Origin of the sequence: Pseudomonas sp. PSE1(2024) (assembly GCF_050990555.1) — a bacterium.
In the GTDB taxonomy this organism is placed as follows: Bacteria; Pseudomonadota; Gammaproteobacteria; order Pseudomonadales; family Pseudomonadaceae; genus Aquipseudomonas; species Aquipseudomonas aphyarum.
Map to the genome: position 1 here is coordinate 680,585 of NZ_CP158967.1, position 25,494 is coordinate 706,078.

The window sequence follows — 25,494 nt, forward strand, 5'->3', positions numbered from 1 at the left end:
ACGGAGTAGCCCATCATGAGCAGCCCCCTGATCGTTCAACTGGACATGGCAGAATTCTGTGAGGCGGCCGACCTGTCGGACGTCTACGTGATCGAAATCGTCGAACACGGCATCCTCGAACCTCAGGGCACGCAGCCCAGGGAGTGGCGCTTCACCGACTACGAACTGGCCCTGGCCAAACGCGCCGCCAAGCTGCGGCGCGACCTTGACCTGGAATGGGAAGGCGTCGCCCTGGCGCTGGACCTGCTGGAAGAAGTGCAGGAGCTGCGGGCCGAGAACCGCATGCTCCGTCAGCGTCTGGCGCGGCTGGTGGTCGAGTAGCGCTTCAAACCTGTCTGGGCAGCGTCACGCTGAACAGCGTTCCGTCGGCTTCGCTTGAACTGACTTCGATCGCCCCGCCGTGGGCGGTCACCACTTCCTTGACGATGAACAGGCCCAGACCGAGGCTGGTCGACGGTTGGCCGAGTTCTTCGTCGGCACTGCGCACCAATGGATCGAAAATCGTGCCGATGGCCTCTTCGGGGATGGGGTTGCCGTAGTTTTGCACGCTCAGGTGAACGCTTCCCGAATCGCCCCGCAGCGTCACCAGAACTTCCCGCGGGTCTGAACCATGCTGCAAGGCATTGCCGATCAGATTTTGCAGCAATTGATCGATCCGTCCGGCATCCCAGACGCCGCGGGTGTCGCCCTCGGTTTTCAGTGTTGGATCACATTCCGGATTGCCGGCGCAGGCTTCGGCGATGGCTGCTCGCGCCGCGTCGGCCAGGTCCATCGGTGCCGGTTCGATCGGCAGGCTTCTGCCCAGGCGGCTGCGCACCAGTTCCAGCAGGTCGCTGACCATCGCCGCCATGTGCCGCGCGCCTTGCTTGATGTTCAGCGCACAGGTCAGCGCATCGCCTTCAAGCGCTGTTTTGCGCATCAGCAATTCGGTGGACATGCTGACCGCTTGCAGCGGCGCGCGCAGGTCGTGACCGAGGATCGCGAGGAAAATGTCCCGCGAGCGGTTCACCTGCTCGGCGTAGGCGGCCGTCGATTCGGCCAGGGCTTCGTCGATGGCTTCGTTGAAGCGGATCATGTCCTGAAAATACGCCATGTCCGGGGATTCCAGACTGTTGACCCAAAGGCGAATCACACAGGCCCGCAGATGGCGGAATTCCGATGTCATCTGCACCAGATCAAACCCGACGGTATGCCGCAACTCGCCATGGCTGGCGCCGGCCTCGTCCAGGCTTGGGGTTTTCTCCGGGCCTTCGCCCTTGGCCTTGGCGATTTGCTCGCTGGCGGTCTGTGCGGTGTCCATGTCGCGCGCGGCGGCCAGCAGGATCGCCCGGGCATGATCACGCAACGCTGCCCGATCCATGGTGTCGGCCGCCGGAGTGATGGTCCTGGCGAACTGTTCCCATTCCTCGACGATGTGATCCGCGTGTTGCCGGATGAATTCGGATAAACGCATGTCCGGGTTCCTGGAAATTCAAGGCGGGGCGTTCGAATATTAGCCCCTTTGCGCGGGAATGAAAGCGCCGCTCGGATCTGAAATTTTCGCTGACAACCCGCGGTGCCACGATACATATCTACCGCAGCCACAGAGGCTTGGCATGGTCTGCTTTCGCTCCATTTCAAGGAGTGAAACCATGCCCGGAATCCCTGTCACCCGATCATCACCCGATGACGCCCCCCTCCCGCCAGTTCCGCGCGCGACGCAAAGTCTGCACGCCGATTTCCTTCAGAAGGCCAGCCCGGACTGGCTGATCAACGCCTCGGCTCGGCAGCGGGAAGGGGTGAACAGTGTCGATCCCGCCAAACCTGACTGGTACAGGCGCGCATCGCGCGATCAACGCAAGGCGGTGGGCGATGCCGTGACCGCCAGCCTCGCCGCCCAGACCCGTCTGGACAAGGCCATGTCGACCTTTCAGGACATCGACAGCTTCGCCGCGCCGTTGCTGACCAAGGCCCTCAAGGACCGCTTCAACGTGACGCTGGACGTCAGCAAGACCTGGCTGGTGCTGAACAAACCGGTGGAGATCGGGATTTTTGCCATCGATATCGATTTCTTCGAAGTCCTGAAGCTGCCCTTGCTGCAAGCGGCGCTGCACAACTTCGAAGCCCGAGAATGCAAAAACGGGGCTTTTCATGAAACATCGGGATTTCGCAGTGAAACCTCGACACCCGGCACGCTTGCGCCGTTGAACACGCACCTGACCGTCGAGCAATTCACCGGCCTGTGCCGCTCGCTGGACATCGGGGAGAAATACCAGGCTTACCTCAAGGATTTCCTGCACCCCAGAGACGCGGTGGCCGAGCACGTGCTGCGCGATAAATTCATCGACGCCCATAAAACCGCATTGCATGCAGCTGCAGAACTGGCGTTGGTCAAGGGTGATATCGGCCGTGAGGATTACGCCTCGATTCGATCGATCCTCAACGGCGAACTGGCACCGCGTCAGGGCCAGCGGCAAATCTGGTTCCGTGATCTGGGCCTGATGGGCCGGCGCATGACCGGCTGTGTAATGTTCACGATCTGCGAGAAGTATCGCTACAGCGACGACGCGATCCTGTACATCCCGGGTGATCCCTACCACCCGCTCAAACGCTACAAGGGGCGGGAAATCGCGACGATGTTCAAGCAGCGGTTCACCGCTCCCGATGCGACTCAGGCTCATCCTGCAGACCCCAATAGCTACCAGCGGTTTTTCAGCCAGTTCGTCGCGTATGCCGACCGACCGCGCTACTTCGGCCAGTTCACCGACGACACGCCGAACCGCACGTTTTCGCAAAAACTCGCTCCTTACGAGCCGCTGCTCAATGAGTTTTTCAAGGCACTCAATCCGATCAACGCGGCACTGATCGGCATTCACGAGTTACCGCCTGCGCCGCCGGTCGAACAGGTGCCCAACGCAGATCCGTATCTGAACCCGGTTGACCTGTCGCGCAAGGGCGGCGGGATCTGGTCGGACAACATCGACCTGTGGAATTACCAGTTCGAGCAGCATCGTGACCGTTTGATCGCCGATGCCCGTAGCCATGCCGTGCCCACGGCGGATGTCGACGCCAAAGTGCGCTCGGAGAAGCTCGCCACATTGTTGAACATCGGCATGCTGGTGCTGATGGGCGTCTCGATGTTCGTGCCGGTATTGGGCGAAGTGATGATGGTGGTGATGGCCGGGCAACTGCTCGAAGAAACCCTTGAAGGCGCCATCGAGTGGAGCGAGGGTGATCGCAAGGCCGCCAAGGCGCATCTGATCGATGTCGCGCAGAATCTGGCGTTGATTGCCTTGATGGCGGGCGCCGGCAAAGGGCTCGCCCGGCTGACCGCCGCCCGATCGACACCGGTCATCGAGCACCTGCACCCGGTGGAAATGCCGGACGGCACGACTCGCTTGTGGAAGCCTGATCTGAGTGGCTACGAAAGTCCGGTCACACTGGACGAGAATGCTGTACCGAATGCGTTGGGGCAGTACAAGTCGGGAGAAAAAAACTGCATACGCCTCGATGGCAAGACTTATCAGCAGACTTACGACGAGTCGCTCAAAGCCTGGCGCATCCAGCATCCGAGCGATCCGCAGGCCTATCAGCCACCCTTGACGCACAACGGCGCCGGCGCATGGCGATATACCCTGGAACGCCCGCAGGTCTGGGACCGGTTGACGCTGTTGCGGCGTATCGGCCACCGCACTGCCCCGTTCTCTGACGAGCAATTATTGACGATGGCCGATGTCGCCGATGTCAGCGACAACGCCTTGCGCAAGATGCACCTGGACAACGCCTTGCCGCCACCGGAACTGGCGGATGCCATGCAACTGTTCAACGCCGAGCGCGATGCCGGACTGATCGTCGAACAGGCAGCCGGCACTCAGGCAGTCGACAGTCGATTCATGCATCTGTTGCCGCTGCTTCCCGACATGCCGCGCTGGCCGTTCGGGCGCAGGCTGCAGATCTTCGACAGCCCGGACTTCTCGGGGCGGGCAATCGGTTACGGGACGAAACGCGGCGGCAAGGCGCCGATTCGCATCAGCCGGGCCGAGGTGCTGAACGGTGAGCTACCGGCCCGGATACTCGCGGCACTGGATGAGGCAGAGACGGTGCGTCTGCTGGGTGGCGAGCCTGCACGGGTTCGCGCATCGAGGGCACAGGAGTTCTCCAGACAGATTGCCGACTACGCCAGCGCGCACCAGCCCGCGTTGTTCGACAGTCTTCTCAAGGCAAACGATCCAGTCGACCCTCGGGCGGCGAAGCTGCAACGAGTCGTCCCCGGGTTGACCGGGCGAGAGGCAACGGCAGCATTGGGACAGGCCGATGCCGAAGAGCTGGCGCGACTGGACAGCGCCGCGAAGGTCCCGTCGCATTTGCAGGAACTCGGTCGCTGGTATCGCCAGCAGGGACGCCTGACCCGGGCTCTGGCCGGGTTGCGCAGTGAAACCATGGCCTCGCCCGACAGTCGCCATCTGGCGTTGCACACATTGCGGCGGCTGCCGGGCTGGTCCGATGACGTGCGTCTGGAAATCCGCGAGGGCAGCATCAGCGGGCCGATGCTGGATGCCATCGGCAGCGAAACGGCCTCTGCGCACAAGTACCTGGTCAAGCATGGAGATGCCTTTCAAGCGGACAATGAGCGTGGTGAGCCGCTCAATAGCATTCCCCACACGGGTGATAACTTTTTCAGCTCGTTGATGCATGCCTTGCCCGATCCTGCACGTCATGCGTTGGGTTTTCCGAGTGTCGGGCAGAGCATCGAGTTGCAAAACGCGATCATTGAGCGAGCGCTTGCCGAGCGCAGTCAGTCGGCCCGGATTCTGCGTGCGGGCGCGGCAGAAAAACCATGGTTCAAACCGCCGCAACGCATTGCCCCCAAACTGCTCGGTTATCCCGCCAGCGGCGATGGACCGGGGCCGAACCCGGCGTTGACCGGTCATGTCCAGAGCGTCTACCCGGGGCTGACCGATGTTCAGGCTCGCGGCTTCATTCTCGAGCAATGGCGGCTGGGCAAGACCGACCAACAGATCTTTCATCTGCTCAATAACCGGTTGAGCGAGTGGCGGGAACTGGAAACAACACTCGATCAGTGGATGATGTCGCAGAACCTGCGCCTGCGCAGTGCCCGTGACGAGTTCGTCAGCGTGGTGCAAAACATCAAGGACTGTTGGCGCAATGCACCGTTGGCTGAACACGATCCGCGAGCGGCCCGCCTGACGCTGATCAGTGACGCGCCGCTGCCGTCATTGGCGGCGGACTTCTCCCATGTTCGCGAACTGACGTTGCGCGTTCCGGTCGTGGGCGACACGCTTGCGGCGTTTCCCAATGTCGAGAAACTGGCACTGACCGCGCGCGTTGCGGAATTCGACAAAGTGCTCGCGACCTTGAAAACCCTGCGTCACATGACCCGTCTGAAGCTCTCGACACCGATTACCGGCCAGGTGGCGACGCGTCTTCGGGAGTTGACCCGACTGGAAGAACTGGAGCTGCACTGTACCGCCAGCGGCATGAACCCGGTGGTGCCCATGACGCTCGAGGTCGGCGGCCTGCGCCAACTGCGCAGGCTGGAAATCGGCAGTCCGCAAATGCACCAATGGCCACACGGTGTTCTGGATTTGCCACGGCTGGAGCGCCTGAACCTGCGATCAACGGCAATCAACACCCTGCCGATGGAAATCTATGAGGGCCATCAGCGGCTGTTGTCCGGCCTGTCATTGGACTGGTCGAGGTTCCCGCGTCGGGTGTTCAAACCGATCTACGAATTTGTCCGCAACCAGCCCCGGCATCTGCTCGATCTGGACGAAATGGTCGCGGACTATTGCCGCGGCGAACTCAAGCGTTTTGTCGGCATGGAGCCGAGCCTGTTCGATGTCTTGAGTACGGGGTTCAAGGCGCAATGGGCTGACGTCGGCAGCCGCTTTGCGGCGATCGAAACCTTGAGTGAACAGTTCAGTGAACTCAACCGTCTGGACGGGTGGGTCGGCGCCGAACCGACGCTTCAAAATGGCGGGACCGCGCGGTTGGCGGTCGCCGATGCACTGAAGGCCAGTTGGCGCAGCGGATTGTTCCAGCGTTATGGCGCGCGGACCGAAAGTATATTTTTCAACCTGTACGTCAGCTTGCCCAACGATGCGTCGGTGCTGGATATTCTCGGCTCGCCGGTGGACAGTCTGCCGACGCTTTCGGCAGAAGGATTCACCCACGTCAGAAGTCTGCATCTGGCCGGATTGCAGGCACCGGTCGAGCAGTTGCGTGGTTTCATCAGCACCTTTCGCGGGATCGATACCCTCGATCTGAGCCATTGTGGCTTGAGTGAATTGCCGTTGGATGCAGATACCCTGCCGGCACTCGAAACCCTGAACCTGCACGACAATCCGCTGAGCAGTATCGACGTGCGCGGGATGAATCGCCTGATGGCGCTGGATCTCAGCGCGACGGCCCTGCGCGAATGGCCGGTGGGGGCAGAGCTTCTGCCGGAGCTGACCTGGCTGGATCTCAGCAACAGTCAGTTGACCTCGCTGCCGGAGGCGTTGCTGGCGCGTGACGCGTTGTTGCTCGATACCAGCCTGGTCGGAACACCGCTGACCGAGCAGGCCAACCTGTTGCTGGTCATCGCACGTCAGCGCATCGAACAGGCCAGAGGCCTGCTGCCAGGATCGTTGCAGCGCTTTGCGCTGGAAGAACCGCGCCATCGCACGCCGCCTGTCGAAAGTGGCTCGGTGATCGCTCGACGTTTGTTGCCGCTGCCGCCGCTGTCGGCAGGCGAAGGTCCGGCCGGGTGGGTTGCACGTATCCAGCGCCTGCGCTCGCAGTACGACAGCGCTCAGGCGCAGCTGGCGATTGAACGGCTGCAAGGCGCGGGGCTGACCGAAGTTGAGATCGGTGCACGAATCGACGCTTGGGAGCAGACGTTCGAGTCGCTGACGCGACGCCTGAACGATTGGTTGTTCACCCATGAAACCCGGGGCATGGATTGGGTCGTGTCATCGCGCACTCGTCAGCTCGCCGCACAGCGGATCATCGAATGCTGGCGTGAGGGCACGGTCGACTGGAATGGCGTGTTTGACCGAGAGCTGAATCTCGACGGCCTGCAGGTGGGCAACCTGCCCGCACTGGAAGAAACGTTCGCGGCGGTGCGCACCTTGAACCTCTCGGGAGTGAAGCTCACTACCGAGGGTTCCAATGACTTTCTCAGGGCGTTCACGCAGGTGCGAAGGCTCAACATCGGCGGCAATCACTTGCTGGCAATTCCCGAGCCAGTGGGGCACATGCTGCAAATTGAGCGACTGGAGCTGTCATTCACCGGGCTTGTGGATTCCGCAGCGCTGGATCAAACGCTGGCGGGCCTGCCGCAGCTGCGGCGGCTGGACCTGAGCCACAACGGCCTGCGCACGTTCAGCGTCGCCCGACTGGAGCGGCTGGAGCGGCTGAACCTGCGTGACAACCTGCTCACGGCATGGCCGGAAGGGGTGCTGCAAGCTCCCCGTTTACGAGCGATCGATCTGAGCAACAACGAAATCTCGTCGATTCCCGTCGAGTTGTACGACAGCGACCATGCCGGTTTGCTAGCCGGCAGCAATCTGTCGGAGAACTACGAAATGTCGCAACAAAGTCTGATCCAGCTGCGTGATTACGCCGATACCCATGGGCGTGGCGACGTGCTGGGCCTGACGTATGCCGACATCGACCGGATGATCGATGACATGGACAGTACGACCGAAAGTGACGGTGATGGCGCGGGCTTCGAAAGTGATGCAGAACCGGATGAAGTGGTTCCGACACTTGCTGAAAGCGTTCTTGAACTCCAGGCCACACCCTGGATTGAAAACATTCCTCATGAGGATGCCGCTCGCTGTTGGGCGATGTGGCAGCGGTTGGCCGCCGAGCCCGACAACGCCGCCTTCTTCCATCTGCTTTCGCAGATGCCGCATACGGAGGAGTTCCGGGTGTTTCGCGCCGATCTGACACGACGCATCTGGGAAATCGTCGAAGCGGCCGATGGCAGTCAGGAGCTGCGCGACACACTGTTTTCCATGGCGACCACGCACACGACATGCGTCGATGGCCGCACCCTGGCGTTCAGTGAAATCGAGGTCAAGGTGTTCGAGTACAACGCCTTGCGACATTTGCAACCCGGCCTCTTGGCGAAGGGGCGCGCCCTGCTCGAATTGTCGCGGCAGCTGTTCCGCCTGGGCGAGGTGGAAAAACTTGCTGCCCGCAACATGGGACGTCATGCCGATCCTGCGGAAGTTCGATTGCAATATCGAATCGGTCTGACTTCAGGTTGGGAGGACGGCCTGCAACTGCCCGGGCAGCCAAGGCACATGCGATTTGCCCGACCCATCAGGGGCGAGGAGCTGGCGACGGCGCGTGACGCCGTCGTGACGGCGGAAAAAAGCGAGCAGTTCTATGAAGAGCTGATCAGTCGCGAATACTGGGTGCAGTACCTGACCGAGAAGTACCCGGACGAACTCGGCGCACTCAAGCGCAGCGCGGATGAAAAGCTGCAACGACTCGAGGACGAATATGAAGACGTGACCAGCACGGCGTACCAGGAGGCGGTACAGATGCTCGAGATCGAGCGCGGTATCGAGCGCAACCAGCAACTGATTGCCCTGTCGCACCTGGAAACAGGCGAACCGCTGACGGTCACTCTCGACGAGGAGCAGCCTGGCTCTTCACGTTATTCGATGGACACTTCAACCCGCTGAAGTGTCGGCAGTCCCGGTCATCGAAAGCCTCGACGACCGGGGCGCTGACTCAGAACAGAAAGTAACGTTGCGCCATCGGCAGGGTTTCGGCCGGTTCACACCAGAGCAACACGCCGTCGGCCTTGACCTGATAGGTCTGCGGGTCGACGTCGATGTTCGGCAGGTAGTCGTTGTGGATCAAGTCGGTTTTCTGCACGTCGCGGCAACCTTTGACCACGGCGATTTTCTTCTTCAGGCCCAACGCTTCGGGCAGTCCGGACTCCTGCGCTGCCTGACTGATGAAGGTCAGGCTGGTGGCGTGCAGCGAGCCGCCGTAGCTGGCGAACATCGGGCGGTAGTGCACCGGTTGCGGGGTCGGGATCGACGCGTTGGCGTCGCCCATCAGGCTGGCGGCGATGGCGCCGCCCTTGAGGATCAGCGTCGGTTTCACGCCGAAGAATGCCGGGCGCCACAGCACCAGATCGGCCCACTTGCCAACTTCCACCGAACCCACTTCATGGCTGATGCCGTGGGTGATCGCCGGGTTGATCGTGTACTTGGCGATGTAGCGTTTGGCGCGGAAGTTGTCGTTGCCTTCGCCGTCCTGAGGCAGCGGGCCGCGCTGCTTTTTCATCTTGTCGGCAGTCTGCCAGGTGCGTGTGATGACTTCGCCGACGCGGCCCATGGCCTGGCTGTCGGAGCTGATCATCGAGAACGCACCGAGGTCGTGGAGGATGTCTTCGGCGGCAATCGTTTCGCGGCGGATGCGGCTTTCGGCGAACGCCACGTCTTCGGCAATGCTCGGGTCGAGGTGGTGGCAGACCATCAGCATGTCGAGGTGTTCGTCGATGGTGTTACGGGTGAATGGCCGGGTCGGGTTGGTCGAACTCGGCAGCACGTTGGCGAAACCGCAGGCCTTGATGATGTCCGGCGCATGGCCGCCACCGGCACCTTCGGTGTGATAGGTGTGGATGGTCCGGCCCTTGAACGCGCCGAGGGTGGTTTCGACGAAACCGGACTCGTTGAGGGTGTCGGTGTGGATCGCCACTTGCACGTCGTACTGGTCGGCGACGCTCAGGCAGTTGTCGATGCTCGCCGGGGTGGTGCCCCAGTCTTCATGCAGCTTGAGGCCGATGGCGCCGGCCTTGACCTGCTCGATCAGCGGCTCCGGCAGGCTGGCGTTGCCCTTGCCGGTTAGGCCGATGTTCATCGGGAACGCATCCGCTGCCTGAAGCATTCGCGCCAGGTGCCACGGCCCCGAAGTGCAGGTCGTTGCATTGGTGCCGGTGGCCGGCCCGGTGCCGCCGCCGATCATGGTGGTGACGCCGCTCATCAGTGCTTCTTCGATCTGCTGCGGGCAGATGAAGTGGATGTGGGTGTCGATGCCGCCGGCGGTGAGGATCATGCCTTCGCCGGCAATCACTTCGGTGCTGGCGCCGATGGCGATGGTCACGCCGGGCTGCACGTCCGGGTTGCCGGCCTTGCCGATCGCGGCGATGCGCCCGTCCTTGAGGCCGACGTCGGCTTTGACGATGCCCCAGTGGTCGATGATCAGCGCGTTGGTGATGACGGTGTCGACCACTTCGGCCGCCAGCAACTGGCTCTGGCCCTGGCCGTCGCGGATCACTTTGCCGCCGCCGAATTTCACTTCTTCGCCGTAGGTGGTGAAGTCCTGTTCGACCTCGATCCACAGCTCGGTGTCGGCCAGGCGCACCTTGTCGCCGACGGTGGGGCCGAACATGTCGGCGTAGGCTTGACGCGAGATCTTCATGTGTTCGCCTTGGAATTCAATTGGTTTTGAGATCGTTCGCTGCGCTCACTTTCGCGAGCAGGCTCGCTCCCACAGGGGATCGGATTCCAGCTGGAGGAACTCGGTTTAATGTGGGAGCGAGCCTGCTCGCGATGGAGACACCGCAAATTTCAGAGGTCACCCATGACCCGCCCGGCAAACCCGAACACCCGCCGGTGCCCGGCGTAATCCACCAGTTCCACCTCGCGGCTTTGTCCCGGCTCGAAGCGCACGGCCGTGCCCGCCGGGATGTTCAGGCGCATGCCACGGCTGGCGGCGCGGTCGAAGGTCAGGGCGTCGTTGGTTTCGAAAAAGTGATAGTGCGAGCCGACTTGGATCGGCCGGTCGCCGCTGTTCGCCACTTTCAGGCTGACAGTGCGGCGACCGACGTTGAGTTCGATGTCGCCGGGCTGGATTTTGTACTCGCCGGGAATCATCAGTTCGCTCCTTGCAGGACTTTGTAATAGAGGGCCGTCGGGCGATAGGTGCCGTTCGGGTCGCAGGCGTAGTCGGGGATTTCCCCGGCGCGGGTATAACCCAGGGCCTTGTAGAAATCTTCAGCCGGGGAGCCGGCCTCGGTGTCGAGGTAAAGCATGCCGCGCTTGTATTGGCGGGCCGCCAGCTCAAGCGCTTCCATCAATTGCTGGCCGAGGCCGCGCCGCCGGGCGTGTTCGCGCACCAGCAGTTTCTGCACCTCGGCGCGGTTGAGGCCGTTGGCTTTCTGGCACAGGCTCAACTGAACGCTGGCCTGCACCTGTTCGTCCTTGACCACCACCCACAGCAAGACGTTGCCCTTGTTCAGGTTGTCCTGCACATCGTCGAAATAAGCGCGGGCCTGTGTGGCATCGAGATCGGCCATGAAACCGACGCTGGCGCCATAACCCACGGCGTCGAGCAGCAGGTCGATCAGGCCCTGACGATAGTGCGCAAAACTTTCAGCATTGACGCGTCGCAGTTGGGCGGGGTTCATCGGTGTCACTCCTTGTGGGCGGGCGGCGGCTCCGCGCCAGGATTGAGGGTCAGTTGCATGAAGGTCAGGTCGAGCCAGCGGCCAAACTTGGTGCCGACTTGCGGCATCTGCCCGGTGGTGATGAAACCGGCGCGTTCGTGCAGGCGAATCGACGCGGCGTTGCCGCTCTCGATGGCGGCGACCATGACGTGCTTGTCGCAGGTTTTCGCGCGTTCGATCAGCGCAGTCATCAGTTGCGGGCCGAGGCCGTTGCCGCGCTGGTCGCTGCGCACGTAGACCGAGTGCTCGACGGTGTGGCGGAAACCGTCGAACGGCCGCCAGTCACCGAACGAAGCGTAGCCGAGGGTGGTGTTGTCGGCGTCGACGATCACCAGGATCGGATACCCCTGGGCCTGACGCGCGCTGAACCACGCCTGACGGTTGCCGAGGTCGACGGCGGATTCATTCCAGATCGCCGTGGTGTTGAGCACGGCGTCGTTGTAGATGTCGCGGATCGCCGGCAGGTCGGCGTGCAGTGCATCGCGGATGGTGTAAGTCATGGCGCGGCCTCAGACGATCGGTTGGTGGACGGTGACCAGTTTGGTGCCGTCGGGAAACGTCGCTTCGACCTGGATCTCCGGGATCATTTCCGGGATGCCTTCCATCACCTGATCGCGGGTCAGCAGGGTGGTGCCGTAGTGCATCAGCTCGGCCACGGTCTGGCCGTCACGGGCGCCTTCGAGCAGCGCCGCCGAGATGTAGGCCATGGCTTCCGGGTAGTTGAGCTTCACGCCACGGGCCAGTCGCCGCTCGGCCACGAGGCCGGCGGTGAAGATCAGTAGCTTGTCTTTTTCGCGTGGGGTCAGGTCCATCGTTTGAAATCCATTGTCGGCAGTTGAAGAAAATCAGGTATTCCAGATTCGGGGAGGCAGGGCTTCGCGGCCGAGCAGCGCAGGTCTGAGCAATCGCCAGAGATCGATCAGCCAGGCCCGCGCCAGCAACGCTTCACTGGCCAGGCAACGGGCGACCAACAGACCGGGCAACTGCGTCAGATCCCCGCGCACCTCGTGGCCCAGCGAGCGGCAGCGCTCCAGCAATTCAGCATCAATCTCACCGGTCACCAGCAACGTCGCAAACACCGGATTGCCATCCAGCCCGATCGGCGAATCAAGCAAGCCGTCATCGCCGACGATGCGCTGGCGCTCATGCCACAACAACCGCCCATCACGGCGAATATCCAGATGCGCCTGGAAGTGCCCGAGGTCGAAACGCTCGCCACTGGCCGGGCGACCCAGCGCCACCACGTCCCAGTAGAACAGCCGCGCATCGCCTTCAAGCTCAATCGAAGTCGTGAGTTCTGCCTGGGCGGCGCTGTAAACGATGGTTTCCTGCGGTAGCCATTCCAGTGTCGCGCCATCAGCGACATGCAGGTTCAGCGACTGATAAGCGGGCCCTGCCGCGCGATACCACTTGGCCGCGCCGGGGCTGGTGATCTGTGCCCAGGCGCCTTGTTCGACGCGGGCGCTGATGTCCAGCCGGTCACCGCCGGCAATCCCGCCCGGCGGGTGGACGATGATGTGCTGGCAGACCTCGGGCCCTTCGGCGTACAGATGCTTTTGCACCCGCAACGGGCCGAGGTGCCGGCGTCGGGTCGGCCGCGTGCAATCGCCGAAGCGGGCGTAGGCCAGCTCCAGCTCGGCGTGCCAGCTCGGGGTAAACAGGGCAGTCGCTAAAGGTAAGTTCATGTTTTCTAATTATCGTTAGGACGCTACAGATTAGACCGTAACCTCAAATAGTCACCAGCCCGCGCACACCTTCGGCTTCCATATTTTCGCCACGGCCCTGCTGCACGATCTCGCCCCGGGACATCACCAGGTACTGATCGGCCAGTTCGGCGGCGAAATCGTAGAACTGCTCCACCAGTAGAATCGCCATGTCGCCCCGGGCGGCGAGCTTCTTGATCACCGCGCCGATTTCCTTGATTACCGACGGCTGAATGCCCTCGGTGGGTTCGTCGAGGATCAGCAGCCGTGGACGACTGGCCAGTGCGCGGCCAATCGCGAGCTGCTGTTGCTGACCGCCGGACAGGTCACCGCCGCGCCGCTGTTTCATTTGCAGCAGCACCGGGAACAGCTCGTAGATGAACGCCGGAACCTCCTTGGCTTCGCTGCCGGGGAATCGCGACAGACCCATCAGCAGGTTTTCTTCCACGGTCAGCCGGCCGAAAATCTCCCGGCCCTGCGGCACGTAGGCGATCCCGGCGTGCACCCGCTGATGCGGCTTGAACGTGGTGATCGGTTTGCCTTCCCAGTTCACCGCGCCTTCCTTGGCCGGCAACAGGCCCATCAGGCATTTGAGCAGCGTGGTCTTGCCCACACCGTTACGCCCGAGCAGGCAGGTCACTTCGCCGACCTTCACGTCAAAGCTCAGGCCGCGCAGGATGTGGCTTCCGCCGTAGTACTGGTGCAGCTTGTCGACTTGCAGCATGTTCAAACTCTCCCCGGTGATCGTTCCCACGCTCTGCGTGGGAACGATCGGATTCCTCTTCAGCGGCCGAGGTAAACCTCGATCACGCGCTCGTTGTCCTGCACCTGTTCCAGTGATCCTTCGGCCAGCACGCTGCCCTGGTGCAACACCGTGACGTGGTCGGCAATCGAGCCGACGAAGCCCATGTCGTGTTCCACCACCATCAGCGAATGCTTGCCTGCCAGCGACTTGAACAGCTCGGCGGTGAACTCGGTTTCGGCGTCGGTCATGCCCGCTACCGGTTCATCGAGCAGCAGCAATTGCGGGTCCTGCATCAGCAACATGCCGATTTCCAGAAACTGCTTCTGCCCATGAGACAGCAGCCCGGCGGGGCGATTGACCGAAGTGGTCAGGCGAATCGTGTCGAGCACTTCGCTGATCCGGTCTTTCTGCTCGCCGCTCAACTTCGCCCGCAGACTGGCCCACACCGACTTGTCGGTTTTCTGCGCCAGCTCCAGGTTCTCGAACACACTCAACGCTTCGAACACCGTCGGTTTCTGGAACTTGCGACCGATGCCGGCCTGGGCGATCTGCACTTCGCTCATCTGCGTCAGGTCGAGGGTTTCGCCGAACCACGCCTTGCCGTGGCTCGGCCGGGTCTTGCCGGTGATCACGTCCATCAGCGTGGTCTTGCCCGCGCCGTTGGGGCCGATGATGCAGCGCAGTTCGCCGACGCCGATGTACAGGTTCAGGTTGTTCAGCGCCCGGAAACCGTCGAAGCTCACGCTGATGTCTTCCAGGGTCAGGATCGTGCCGTGGCGGGTGTCGAGGCCCGGCCCGACGCGTTGCCCGAGGCCGATCGAGTCGCGGCTGGTGCCTTCGTCCTTGTTGGGCTCCACCGGGAAAAAGGCCGGTTCCAGCATGAATTCTGCGCTCGCCGTGACTCTCATGATTCACCTCGTTTCTTCAGCAGACCGATCACGCCTTTGGGCAGGTACAACGTCACGACGATGAACAGCGCGCCGAGGAAGAACAGCCAGTATTCGGGGAAGGCCACGGTGAACCAGCTCTTCATGCCGTTGACCACGCCGGCGCCGAGCAGTGGGCCGATCAGGGTGCCGCGCCCGCCAAGGGCCACCCACACGGCGGCCTCGATCGAGTTGGTCGGCGACATTTCGCTCGGGTTGATGATTCCCACCTGCGGCACGTATAGCGCACCGGCCAGTCCACACAACACCGCGCTCAAGACCCAGACGAACAGCTTGAAACCGCGTGGATCGTAGCCACAGAACATCAGGCGATTCTCCGCATCGCGCAGGGCAGTCAGCACCCGGCCGAACTTGCTGCGTGCCAGGCGCCAGCCGATGAACAGGCTCGCCACCAGCAACAGCACCGTCGCCAGAAACAGCACCGCGCGAGTACCTGGTTCGGTGATGCCGAAACCGAGGATCGTGCGGAAATTGGTGAAGCCGTTGTTGCCGCCGAAGCCGGTCTCGTTGCGAAAGAACAGCAGCATCCCGGCGAAGGTCAGGGCCTGGGTCATGATCGAGAAATACACGCCCTTGATCCGCGAGCGGAAGGCGAAGAAACCGAACACCAGCGCCAGCAACCCCGGCGCCAACACCACCAGGCACATCGCCCAGAGGAAGTTGCCGGTGCCGCTCCAGTACCACGGCAATTCAGTCCAAGACAGGAAGGTCATGAACGCCGGCAAGCCATCACCGGCGGCCTGACGCATCAGGTACATGCCCATCGCATAGCCGCCGAGGGCGAAGAACAGGCCGTGACCCAGCGACAAAAGACCTGCGTAACCCCAGACCAGATCCAGCGCCAGGGCGACGATGGCGTAGCAGAGAATCTTGCCGACCAGCGTCAGGGTGTAGGCCGAGACATGCAGCGCACTCTCCGCCGGCAACAACGACAGCAGCGGCAGGGCGATCAGCAAGGCGAGAACAACGGCGCCGACAGCGAGAGTGACTTTCGGGCCGGCCTTTTGTGTGGCCGTGACAAGTAGAGGCTGGTTCATCAGTCGATCACCCGTCCTTTCAGTGCGAAGAGGCCTTGCGGACGTTTCTGGATGAACAGAATGATCAGCGCGAGGATCAGGATCTTGCCGAGCACCGCACCGATCTGCGGTTCGAGAATCTTGTTGGCGATGCCCAGGCCGAACGCGGCGAACACGCTGCCGGCCAGTTGGCCGACGCCGCCGAGCACTACCACCAGGAACGAGTCGATGATGTAGCTCTGGCCGAGGTCAGGGCCGACGTTGCCGATCTGGCTCAGGGCCACGCCACCGAGTCCGGCGATGCCCGAACCGAGACCGAAGGCGAGCATGTCGACGCGCCCGGTGGGCACGCCGCAGCAGGCGGCCATGTTGCGGTTCTGGGTGACGGCGCGCACGTTCAGACCGAGGCGGGTCTTGTTCAGCAGCAGCCAGGTCAGCACCACTACGAACAACGCAAAGGCGATGATCACGATGCGGTTGTACGGCAGCACCAGATTCGGCAACACCTGAATCCCGCCGGACAGCCACGCCGGGTTCGCCACTTCAACGTTCTGCGCACCGAACACCAGACGCACCAGCTGAATCAGCATCAGGCTGATGCCCCAGGTGGCGAGCAGGGTCTCCAGTGGGCGGCCGTAGAGGTGACGGATCACCGTGCGCTCCAGGGCCATGCCGATGGCAGCGGTGACGAAGAACGCCACCGGCAGCGCGATCAGCGGATAGAACTCGATGGCATTCGGCGCGTAGCGCTGGAACATCAACTGCACGACGTAGGTCGAGTAGGCACCGAGCATCAGCATCTCGCCGTGGGCCATGTTGATCACGCCGAGCAGGCCGAAGGTGATCGCCAGCCCCAGCGCCGCGAGCAACAGAATCGAACCGAGGGACATGCCGCTGAAGGCCTGTCCGAGCAGTTCGCCGACCAGCAGTTTGCGCTTGACCTGGGCGAGGCTGGTTTCGGCGGCGGTGCGCACATTGGCATCGGTTTCGACGCCGGGTTCGAGCAAGCCTTCGAGGCGGGTGCGGGCCAGCGGGTCGCCGGTTTCACCAAGCAGGCGCACGGCCGCGAGGCGCACCGCCGGGTCGGTGTCGACCAGTTGCAGATTGGCCAGCGCCAGGCTCAGCGCGGCGTGGACGTTTTCGTCTTGTTCGCCAGCCAGTTGCTGGTCGAGGAATTTCAGCTGCGCCGGTTTGGCGCTTTTCTGCAATTGCTGCGCGGCGGTCAGACGGGTTTTGGCGTCGGCGGCAAGCAATTGGTGGCTGGCCAGTGCGGTGTCGATCAGACCCCGCAGGCGATTGTTCAGGCGCAGGGTTTTGGGTTGGCCGTCGACGGTCAGTTCGCCTTGTTGCAGGGCGTTGATCAGTTCGACACGGGCCGGATCGGGCTGCGCGGCCCAAGCTTCCAGCAATTTGGCTTGTTGCGTGGGGTTGGCGGCGACGAAGTCTTCGGCGTCGCTGGCGTGGGCGGCTATCGGCAGCAAAAATGCGAGGGCCAAGAGGAAACGGTATAGGGCAGTTGGCATAGTCAGTCGCCTTGACGCGGACATTGTGGGAGCGAGCTTGCTCGCGAAAACGGTCTGACATTCACCATCGATGTCGACTGTCAGGGCCCTTTCGCGAGCAAGCTCGCTCCCACAGGGATTTGTACCCGCCTCAAGTATCGAGGCGGGCATCCAATGGCTCAGTTGCTCTTCACCGCATACTCCGGCTTCTTGTCGTTACCCGGAATGAACGGACTCCAAGGCTGCGCCCGAATCGGCCCCTCGGTCTGCCACACCACGTTGAACTGACCGTCGCTCTGGATCTCGCCGATCATCACCGGTTTGTGCAGGTGGTGATTGGTCTTGTCCATGGTCAGGGTGTAACCGGACGGCGCGGCGAAAGTCTGGCCGCCGAGGGCTTCGCGGACCTTGTCGACGTCGGTCGATTTGGCTTTCTCCGCCGCCTGCGCCCACATGTGGATGCCGACGTAAGTGGCTTCCATCGGGTCGTTGGTCACCGCTTTGTCGGCGCCCGGCAGGTTGTGTTTCTTCGCGTAGGCTTTCCAGTCGGCGACGAATTTCTTGTTCGCCGGGTTATCCACGGACTCGAAGTAGTTCCACGCCGCGAGGTTGCCCACCAGCGGCTTGGTGTCGATGCCGCGCAGTTCCTCTTCGCCCACCGAGAACGCCACCACCGGTACGTCGGTCGCCTTCAGGCCCTGGTTGGCCAGTTCTTTGTAGAACGGCACGTTGGAGTCGCCATTCACGGTCGAGATCACAGCGGTCTTGCCGCCGGCCGAGAATTTTTTGATGTTGGCGACGATGGTTTGATAGTCGCTATGACCGAACGGGGTGTAGACCTCTTCGATGTCTTTATCCGCTACGCCTTTGGAGTGCAGGAACGAACGCAGGATCTTGTTGGTGGTGCGCGGGTACACGTAGTCGGTGCCGAGCAGGAAGTAGCGCTTGGCGCTGCCGCCTTCTTCGCTCATCAGGTATTCAACCGCCGGGATCGCTTGCTGGTTCGGCGCGGCGCCGGTGTAGAACACGTTCGGCGACATCTCCTCACCTTCGTATTGCACCGGATAGAACAGCAGGCCGTTGAGTTCTTCGAACACCGGCAGCACCGATTTGCGCGACACCGAGGTCCAGCAGCCGAACACCACCGCGACCTTGTCCTGGGTCAGCAACTGGCGGCCCTTTTCCGCGAACAACGGCCAGTTCGACGCCGGGTCGACCACCACCGGCTCAAGCATCTTGCCGTTCACTCCGCCCTTGGCGTTGATCTCGTCGATGGTCATCAACGCCATGTCCTTGAGCGACGTTTCGGAGATCGCCATGGTGCCGGACAACGAATGCAGAATCCCGACCTTGATGGTCTCGGCGGCCTGTACGGTCCAGGTCATGCCCATCGCGGCAATGGATGCCGTGAGTGTGAAAGCCTTGATCAAACTGCGACGCTTCATTGTGCGATCTCCATGAACGTTAAAGTTTTTTATGGTTGGCAGATGCGAACGACTGAAGGCTGTTTTGCAAGGGCTGTGCCCGGTCGGGTTCGGGCAGGGAAATGTCGGTTTAGAGCGGTTGCGCGCAGAGTCGGCGCACCATGAGGGGACGTGTTGCATGCAAAGGTGCAACGGGGTGCGCCAGATTGGGGCGCACCCGGAGGGTTCAGCGGCGGCGCATCAGGCCGATGAAGAACAGGCCGCCGAGGGCTGCGGTGGCGACGCCGATGGGCAGGTCTTCGGGTGCGATCAACGTCCGCGCAGCGACGTCGACCCACACCAGAAACACACTGCCGAGCAACACGCACACTGGCAGCAGACGCCGATGCTCAGCACCGATCAGGCGCCGGGCAATGTGCGGCACCATCAGCCCGACAAAACCGATGGAGCCGCTGATCGACACCAGCACCCCGGTCATCAGCGAGGCGATCACGAACACCCGCAGACGCACCGCCCGGGCATTCAGGCCGAGGGTGACGGCGGTCTGTTCGCCGGCCATCAAGGCGTTCAGCGGACGGGCCATGCCGATCAGCAGAATCAAGCCAAGCAACACGCTCAGCGCCGGCACCGCCAGCAACTCCCAGCGCGCCAGACCAAGGCCGCCGAGCATCCAGAACATCACCGCCGAACTGGCCCGGTGATCGCCCATGAACAACAGCAGATTGGCGATCGCCATCATCACGAACGACACCGCCACGCCGCACAGCAGCAGCCGATCACTGTCCAGCCGACCCTGGCGGTTGGCGATGCCCAGCACCAGAAACATGCTCAACAACGCGCCGATGAACGCGGCAATCGGCAACGTCAGCAGGCCGACGATTTCACCGACGTGCAGTACCACGATCACTGCGCCAAGCGTGGCACCGGAGGTGACGCCGAGCAGGTGCGGATCGGCCAGCGGATTGCGCGTGACTGCTTGCAGCACCGCGCCGATCAACGCCAGCCCGGCGCCGACCAATGCACCGAGCAACATGCGCGGCACGCGGATCAGCCAGACGATGTGTTCCTGGCCGGCGCTCCAGTCCGGCACGCCGAGGCCGAACAGTTTGTGCAGCAGAATCCGCCACACCACGTCCACCGGCACCCGCGCAGGGCCGAAGCCCAGCGACACCACGCACGACACCAACAGCACCGCGCCGAGGGCAATCAGCAGCCAGCCATAACGACGATTGATCATTCGCCGTGGAAACCTTTGGCCAGGGTTTCAACCGCCAGCACGTTGTCGATCCCCGGCGTGGCCTGCACGTAAGGGATGACGATGAAGCGCTGGTTCTTGATCGCGTCCACCGATTGCAGGGCCTTGTTCTTCAGCAGGAATTCAATTTTCTGCTCGGCGGTGATTTCGCTGTAGTCGACGATCACGATCACCTGCGGATTGCGCTCGACCACGGTTTCCCAGTTGACCCGGGTCCAGCTCGCTTCAACGTCATCGAGAACGTTGCGCCCGCCGGCGGCGTCGATCAGCGCTTGCGGCATGCCGAGGCGGCCGGAGGTCATGGCGCGGTCTTCGCCACTGTCGTACAGGAACACCCGTGGTTTTTCAGCAGGCAGGTCTTTACGGATTTCGGCGACCTGGCTTTGCATGTCGGCGATCAACGCGTTGGCGCGATCCTGCACGTCGAAAATCTTTCCGAGATTGCGCAGGTCGTTGTAGGTGTCGTCCAGCGTGGCGGCGGGGCGCTTCATCACGAAGGCGCAGGATTCGGTCAGCTCATAGACGTTGATGCCCAGCGGTTGCAGGGTCTGCGGCGTGAGATCGCCGCCGACGCGCATGCCGTAGTCCCAGCCGGCGAAGAAGAAATCGACGTTGGCGTTGAGCAGGGTTTCCACTGACGGGTACTTGGCTGCCAGCTCCGGCAGACCGTCGAGAAGACTCTGCATTTCAGGCGTTACCGACTTCCAGCCACTGACGCCGCTGTAGCCGGCCATCTTCGACTTGAGGCCGAGGGCGAGCATCATCTGGGTCATGTTGATGTCGTGGCTGACCGCGTGTTTCGGCGCTTCCTTGAAGGTCACTTCGCGGTTGCAGCTCTGGATCGTCAGCGGGTACTGGGTGGCCTCGGCGAAGGCTTGGGTCGTGCCTAGCAACAGGGCGAGGCAAAGCAGGGAGCGCACAGTCATGGTCGGGTTATCCAGGTGATTCGCGGGTAGCCGTGGAGGGGGTGTGGATCGATCAATGCTTCGACGCCGAACACGTCGCGCAGCAGTTCGACGGTCAGGACTTGTTGCGGGGTGCCGCTGGCGACGATGCGACCGTGGTTGATCACATACAAACGGTCGCAGAACGCGGCGGCCAGGTTCAGGTCGTGAATGCTTGCCAGCGTGCCGATCTGCAAACGCTTGACCAGTTGCAGCAGTTCCAGTTGATAACGCGGGTCGAGGTGGTTGGTCGGCTCGTCGAGGATCAGCAGTTGCGGTTGCTGGGTCAGGGCTCGGGCGAGGATCACCCGCTGTTTTTCTCCACCGGACAGGGTGGCGAACGCGTGGTCTTCGAAGCCTTCGAGGCCCACGGATTTGAGGGCCTGGGTGGCGAGATTGCGGTCTTCCAGCGTGTCGCCGTCGAACAGGCCTTTGTGTGGCGTGCGGCCCATGGCGACCACTTCTTCGACGGTCAGGCCGAAGGCGTCGGGGAATTCCTGCAGCACCACGGCGATGCGTTGCGCGCACCAGCGTGAGGATTGTTTCCACACGTTGTGGTGATCGAGTCTGACCTCACCGTGTTCCGGCTGACTGAAGCGATAGGCGCAGCGCAACAGGCTGGTCTTGCCGCTGCCATTGGGCCCGATCAGCCCGACGAACTCACCGGAGGCCACTTGCAACGAGGCGTCACGCAGCTGGAACTGGTGATGGCAGTGGCCGTGGCCCAGAGGTGTCCAGGCGAGATGGGTGAGGGACAGTGAGGTCATTTCGTTCCTGTTCTAGAAGGTGTAGTCAGCGGTGACAAAGAACGAACGAGGCTCACCCAGAATCCACTGCTGGCCCTCATTGTATTGGCTTTGCGCGTACGTCCGGTCAAACAGATTGTTCACCTGCAACCCCAGCGTGGTGTTGCGCAGGGCTTTCCACGACAGCGTCGCATCGACCACGGTGTAGCTCGGCAGCTCGTTGCGGTTGGCCATGTCGGCGTAGCGCGCATCGACGTAACGCACACCAGCACCGGCCTTCAGATCATCGGTCAGCGCCTTGCTCAGCCACAGATTGGCAGTGCGACGTGGCACGTCCACCGGGCGATTGCCGTTGCGCGACACCGGCACGCCGCCGACTACCTCTTCAAAATCGTCGTATTTGGCTTTGACGATCGCCGCGTTGGCTTGCAGTTGCCAGGCGTTCGGCAGTTGCAGATCGAGGCTGGCTTCCAGGCCGTTCGACGATTGCTGCCCGACCTGCTGCTTGAGCGTCGGGTTGCCCGGGTCGTCGGTCAACAGCTTCTTCTTCACGATGCGATACGCCGCCAGCGTGAACTCGCCGCGCTGATCCCAGAACAGTTGCTTCAGGCCGATCTCGGTTTGCCGGGCGGTGGAGAGGTCATATTGCTGCTGACTCGGGCTCAGGGAAATCAGGCCGCCGATGCCATCGGTGCTGGTGGCGACCTGGCCGTAGAACGAGGTGTCCTGCGTCAGCGCGAACACCAGGCCAGCCTTCCAGTTGTTGCCGGTCAGGGTCTTGTCGCTCTGACTGCCGTCGACCAGATTGTTGCGATCCACGTGCACGTAGTCGCGGCGCACGCCGGTCACCAGCGACCAGCGTTCGCTCAGTTGCGTGCGGTTTTCGGCGAACACCGACATCTGTTTGGTAGTGCTGTCGAACTGATCGCGATACGGATCGGCGCTCTCGAAATAGCCGGTTTGCGGGTGATAGCGATCCAGCGGCTGACCGTTCGGCAATACGTCGTTGAACGGCGAGTTGCTGTCGAGCTGAAAGCGGATGCGGTTGTAATCGACACCGGTCACGGTTTGGCTGTCGAGGCCGAACAGTGAGTGCTTGAAGGTGAAGGTCTGGCGGTCGCCGACCTGCTCCTGTTTGTGGCCGATGCCAAAGTAGCCGCTGCGGCTGAGCTGTTGGCTAGCGATATCGAAGTTGTAGTTCTCGGCGTTCTGCCAGCGGCGTTGGGCCTTGAGGTAGTACAGCTCGTTGCTGGCGCTGACCGCATCGTTGATCTGCCAATCCGTGGTCAGGCGCGTCCATTGATCGTTGTAGTGCTGCTTGTCGTCGCGCACGTTGTAGTTCTTGTTGCGCAGGCTGTCCTTCAACTGGCCGTTGATCAGTGGCGTGCCGAAGTAGTTCTGCGGGCGCTGATCGCCGTAATCGTGAGCCAGGGTGAAGGTCAGATCGTCGGTGGCCTGCCAGCGCAGGGCGGCGCTGATGAAGTCGCTGGACGAGTCGCCGCGATCAACCCAACCGTTGCTGCGCAGGCGATTGAGATTGAGGCGATAGCTAAGGGTATCGGTCAGCGAGCCGCCGCTGTCGAACGCCTGCTGCTGGCGGTCGAACGAGCCGTAACCGACGCGCACGTGGTTTTCGATTTCGCCTTCGAACGGCTTCTTCGGGATCACGTTGACCACCGCGCCGGTCGCGCCTTCGCCGTACAGCACCGAGGCCGGGCCGCGCAGGACATCGACGCGTTCTACCGACCAGGTGTCGACCGGGAACGTCACGGTGCCCATGCCGGTGTACATGCGGTTGCCGTCATACAACTGCATCACCGAGCTCTGCCCGGTAAAGCCCCGGGCCTGCAACGAAGTGCCGCCGTCGCCCGGCGTGCCGGTGCGACTGATGCCGGTGCTGCGCGACACCGCGTCCTGCACGCTGCGATCGCCACGGGCGCGGACTTGCTCGCCGCTGAGGCTTTCGACGCTGGCCGGGGTTTCCATCGCGCTGAGGTTCAGGCGCGAGCCGGCGCTGGTCGGCGTGGTCAGGCTGACGGTCTGGTCGTCATTGGCCGGTGCGGTGATGGTGCCGGTGGGCAGCGTCAGCGGGGCGTTGTCGGCGTGGGCGCTGTGGTTCAGGGCGAACAGACAGAGACTGGACAAGAGGTACTTGTTCATCGGGGCGGTGAATCACTTCTTCAAAAGAAAAGCCCGCAGGCTCATGACAGTGCATGGCTGCGGGCAGAGCAGCAAATTTGCGTTATACAGTAACACTAAAAATTGCCGGAGTTTAAGCCCCGGCAGTTTAAAGATCTGTCTAAATCGCGCATCTCGCCTGTTTCATGATGAAGTTGAGGCAGATTCAGCTTGTCGGCCCAGACGCGACAACAGCAGCCGATCCAGCAACCACACCACCACCAGCGAAGCCCCCACCAGCGGAAACACCACCGCCAGAACCAGCATGATCGCCACCCCGGTTTTCCACTTCGGCAGGTCGTGGCGCAGCGGCGGCACGCCGAACTTGCCCTGTGGCCGGCGCTTCCACCAGATCACCACGCCGCTGACGGCGCTGAGCAGGATCATCAGGCAGATCAGCAGCACGATGATCTGGTTGAAGGTGCCGAACATCTTGCCTTCGTGGAGCATCACGCCGATCTCGGTAGCGCGGGCAACAGCGCCGTACTGCTCGAAGCGAACGTCGGCGAGGACTTTGCCGGTGTACTGATCGACGTGCAGGGTGGCGTCGTTGCGCGGGTCGTCGGCGAACACGGCGATGGTGAATACGCCGGTGGCAGTGGTCGGCATTGTGATGCTGTAGCCCGGCTCGACCTTGCGCTCAACGGCGATGTTCTGCACATCCTGCAGGCGGATGGTCGGGGCGGCGGGGCCGTGTTGCATGCCGCCGTGGGCCATGTGTTCGGCGTGGTCGCCGGACATCGGCATCGGGGTGTTTTCCATCGCCCACGGTACGGTCTGGCGCGCAGCGTTGTTGAGGCTGCCGGCCTCGACGTCGGAGGTCGGCACGTTGTCCCACATCGCCGCCGGGAACACGTTCCACACCTGGGCGTACTGCTTGCCCCAGAAGCCGGTCCAGGTCATGCCGCTGAGCAGCATCACCAGCAGCAATGCCGCGCCCCAGAATCCGGTAACGGCATGCAGGTCACGCCACAGCACGCGGCCGCGACTGCTCAGGCGTGGCCACAGAATCCCCGCTGCCTGACCTCGCGGCCACCACAGGAAAACCCCGGACACCACCAGCACCACGCCCCAGCCGGCGGCCATTTCGATCAGTCGGTCACCGACGGTGCCGATCATCAATTCGCCGTGAATGGCCCGGGCGATGGCTTGCAGGTTCTGCCTGGCATCCTGCTCGCCGAGGATGTCGCCGTGGTACGGATCGACGAATACGTTCAGCTCATGGCCGGCATTGGCCACGACAAACTGCGCGCTGCGCTCGGCATTCACCGGCGGCAGGTATTGGGTGACCTGGCCCTGTGGATAAGCGCTTTTGACCTTTTGCAGCAAGTCATCGGCCGGCACCGTGTGATGCCCGGCGGGGACGTTCAGCAGGCTGCTGTACATCAGCGAATCGAGTTGCGGCTTGAACAGGTAAATGATGCCGGTCAGGGCCAGCATCACCATGAATGGGGCGACGAACAATCCGGCGTAAAAATGCCAACGCCAGGCCAGGTTGTAGAAATTCGGTTTGGGCTGCTTCATCACGTGTGCTCCGCTTGGCTTGGATCTTCTAGTTGTCTGTTGCAGCCCGCTC

At 62.3% G+C, this 25,494-nt stretch carries 19 protein-coding genes; 2 read left to right on the forward strand and 17 right to left on the reverse strand.

Going from position 1 to position 25,494, the window contains the following annotated elements; all coding sequences use genetic code 11:
- Positions 1 to 15: 15 nt before the first annotated feature.
- Entirely contained in the window at positions 16 to 321 is a 306-nt protein-coding gene (locus tag ABTV87_RS02955; RefSeq protein WP_085609217.1) for a chaperone modulator CbpM, read from the forward strand.
- 4 nt (positions 322 to 325) lie between these two features.
- On the opposite strand, the gene ABTV87_RS02960 is transcribed toward ABTV87_RS02955, so the two are convergent.
- A complete protein-coding gene (locus ABTV87_RS02960; RefSeq protein ID WP_085609218.1) occupies positions 326 to 1,453 on the reverse strand; it encodes a sensor histidine kinase in 1,128 nt (375 codons plus the stop codon).
- A 178-nt stretch (positions 1,454 to 1,631) separates the two neighbouring features.
- On the opposite strand from ABTV87_RS02960, the gene ABTV87_RS02965 reads away from it, so the two are divergent.
- On the forward strand, positions 1,632 to 8,681 hold the full coding sequence (locus tag ABTV87_RS02965; protein ID WP_433898958.1) for an NEL-type E3 ubiquitin ligase domain-containing protein: 7,050 nt from the start codon (positions 1,632 to 1,634) through the stop codon (positions 8,679 to 8,681).
- A 49-nt stretch (positions 8,682 to 8,730) separates the two neighbouring features.
- On the opposite strand, the gene ureC is transcribed toward ABTV87_RS02965, so the two are convergent.
- The 16 genes from ureC to ABTV87_RS03045 all read right to left on the reverse strand — a co-directional run bounded on the left by ureC (position 8,731) and on the right by ABTV87_RS03045 (position 25,442).
- Complete coding sequence (gene ureC / locus ABTV87_RS02970) at positions 8,731 to 10,431, reverse strand: urease subunit alpha (RefSeq protein ID WP_433898959.1); 1,701 nt, start codon at positions 10,429 to 10,431, stop codon at positions 8,731 to 8,733.
- A gap of 149 nt (positions 10,432 to 10,580) precedes the next feature.
- The gene (locus tag ABTV87_RS02975; RefSeq protein WP_007950605.1) at positions 10,581 to 10,886 is read right to left on the reverse strand and encodes an urease subunit beta; all 306 of its coding nucleotides are present in this window, start codon (positions 10,884 to 10,886) and stop codon (positions 10,581 to 10,583) included.
- Positions 10,886 to 11,419: a GNAT family N-acetyltransferase gene (locus tag ABTV87_RS02980; protein WP_262159149.1), complete on the reverse strand. Its 534-nt coding sequence runs from the start codon at positions 11,417 to 11,419 to the stop codon at positions 10,886 to 10,888. The genes ABTV87_RS02975 and ABTV87_RS02980 overlap by 1 nt, the downstream gene beginning before the upstream one ends.
- Before the next feature lie 5 nt (positions 11,420 to 11,424).
- Positions 11,425 to 11,958, reverse strand: a complete 534-nt coding sequence (locus ABTV87_RS02985; protein ID WP_007950603.1) for a GNAT family N-acetyltransferase — start codon at positions 11,956 to 11,958, stop codon at positions 11,425 to 11,427.
- Between the two features lie 9 nt (positions 11,959 to 11,967).
- A complete protein-coding gene (gene ureA / locus ABTV87_RS02990; protein WP_039766748.1) occupies positions 11,968 to 12,270 on the reverse strand; it encodes an urease subunit gamma in 303 nt (100 codons plus the stop codon).
- A gap of 33 nt (positions 12,271 to 12,303) precedes the next feature.
- The gene (locus ABTV87_RS02995) at positions 12,304 to 13,143 is read right to left on the reverse strand and encodes an urease accessory protein UreD (protein ID WP_433898960.1); all 840 of its coding nucleotides are present in this window, start codon (positions 13,141 to 13,143) and stop codon (positions 12,304 to 12,306) included.
- 43 nt (positions 13,144 to 13,186) lie between these two features.
- On the reverse strand, positions 13,187 to 13,885 hold the full coding sequence (urtE, locus tag ABTV87_RS03000; protein WP_007950600.1) for an urea ABC transporter ATP-binding subunit UrtE: 699 nt from the start codon (positions 13,883 to 13,885) through the stop codon (positions 13,187 to 13,189).
- 59 nt (positions 13,886 to 13,944) lie between these two features.
- Positions 13,945 to 14,814 (reverse strand): urea ABC transporter ATP-binding protein UrtD, encoded by an 870-nt coding sequence (urtD, locus tag ABTV87_RS03005; protein WP_007950599.1) that lies wholly within the window; start codon positions 14,812 to 14,814, stop codon positions 13,945 to 13,947.
- Entirely contained in the window at positions 14,811 to 15,890 is a 1,080-nt protein-coding gene (gene urtC, locus ABTV87_RS03010; RefSeq protein WP_085609222.1) for an urea ABC transporter permease subunit UrtC, read from the reverse strand. The genes urtD and urtC overlap by 4 nt, the downstream gene beginning before the upstream one ends.
- Entirely contained in the window at positions 15,890 to 17,392 is a 1,503-nt protein-coding gene (gene urtB, locus ABTV87_RS03015) for an urea ABC transporter permease subunit UrtB (RefSeq protein WP_433898961.1), read from the reverse strand. The genes urtC and urtB overlap by 1 nt, the downstream gene beginning before the upstream one ends.
- Positions 17,393 to 17,550: 158 nt before the next feature.
- Positions 17,551 to 18,816 (reverse strand): urea ABC transporter substrate-binding protein, encoded by a 1,266-nt coding sequence (gene urtA / locus ABTV87_RS03020; RefSeq protein WP_007950596.1) that lies wholly within the window; start codon positions 18,814 to 18,816, stop codon positions 17,551 to 17,553.
- Between the two features lie 205 nt (positions 18,817 to 19,021).
- Positions 19,022 to 20,032: a FecCD family ABC transporter permease gene (locus tag ABTV87_RS03025; protein ID WP_085609224.1), complete on the reverse strand. Its 1,011-nt coding sequence runs from the start codon at positions 20,030 to 20,032 to the stop codon at positions 19,022 to 19,024.
- Positions 20,029 to 20,976 carry an ABC transporter substrate-binding protein gene (locus ABTV87_RS03030; protein ID WP_433898962.1) on the reverse strand — a complete coding sequence of 316 codons (948 nt, stop codon included), beginning with the start codon at positions 20,974 to 20,976 and terminating at the stop codon, positions 20,029 to 20,031. The genes ABTV87_RS03025 and ABTV87_RS03030 overlap by 4 nt, the downstream gene beginning before the upstream one ends.
- Positions 20,973 to 21,761, reverse strand: coding sequence for an ABC transporter ATP-binding protein (locus ABTV87_RS03035; RefSeq protein ID WP_221534707.1), 789 nt, complete (start codon positions 21,759 to 21,761; stop codon positions 20,973 to 20,975). The genes ABTV87_RS03030 and ABTV87_RS03035 overlap by 4 nt, the downstream gene beginning before the upstream one ends.
- Positions 21,762 to 21,773: 12 nt before the next feature.
- Entirely contained in the window at positions 21,774 to 23,900 is a 2,127-nt protein-coding gene (locus tag ABTV87_RS03040) for a TonB-dependent receptor (protein ID WP_433898963.1), read from the reverse strand.
- Positions 23,901 to 24,062: 162 nt separating this feature from the next.
- Positions 24,063 to 25,442: a PepSY-associated TM helix domain-containing protein gene (locus tag ABTV87_RS03045; RefSeq protein ID WP_433898964.1), complete on the reverse strand. Its 1,380-nt coding sequence runs from the start codon at positions 25,440 to 25,442 to the stop codon at positions 24,063 to 24,065.
- Positions 25,443 to 25,494: the final 52 nt, after the last annotated feature.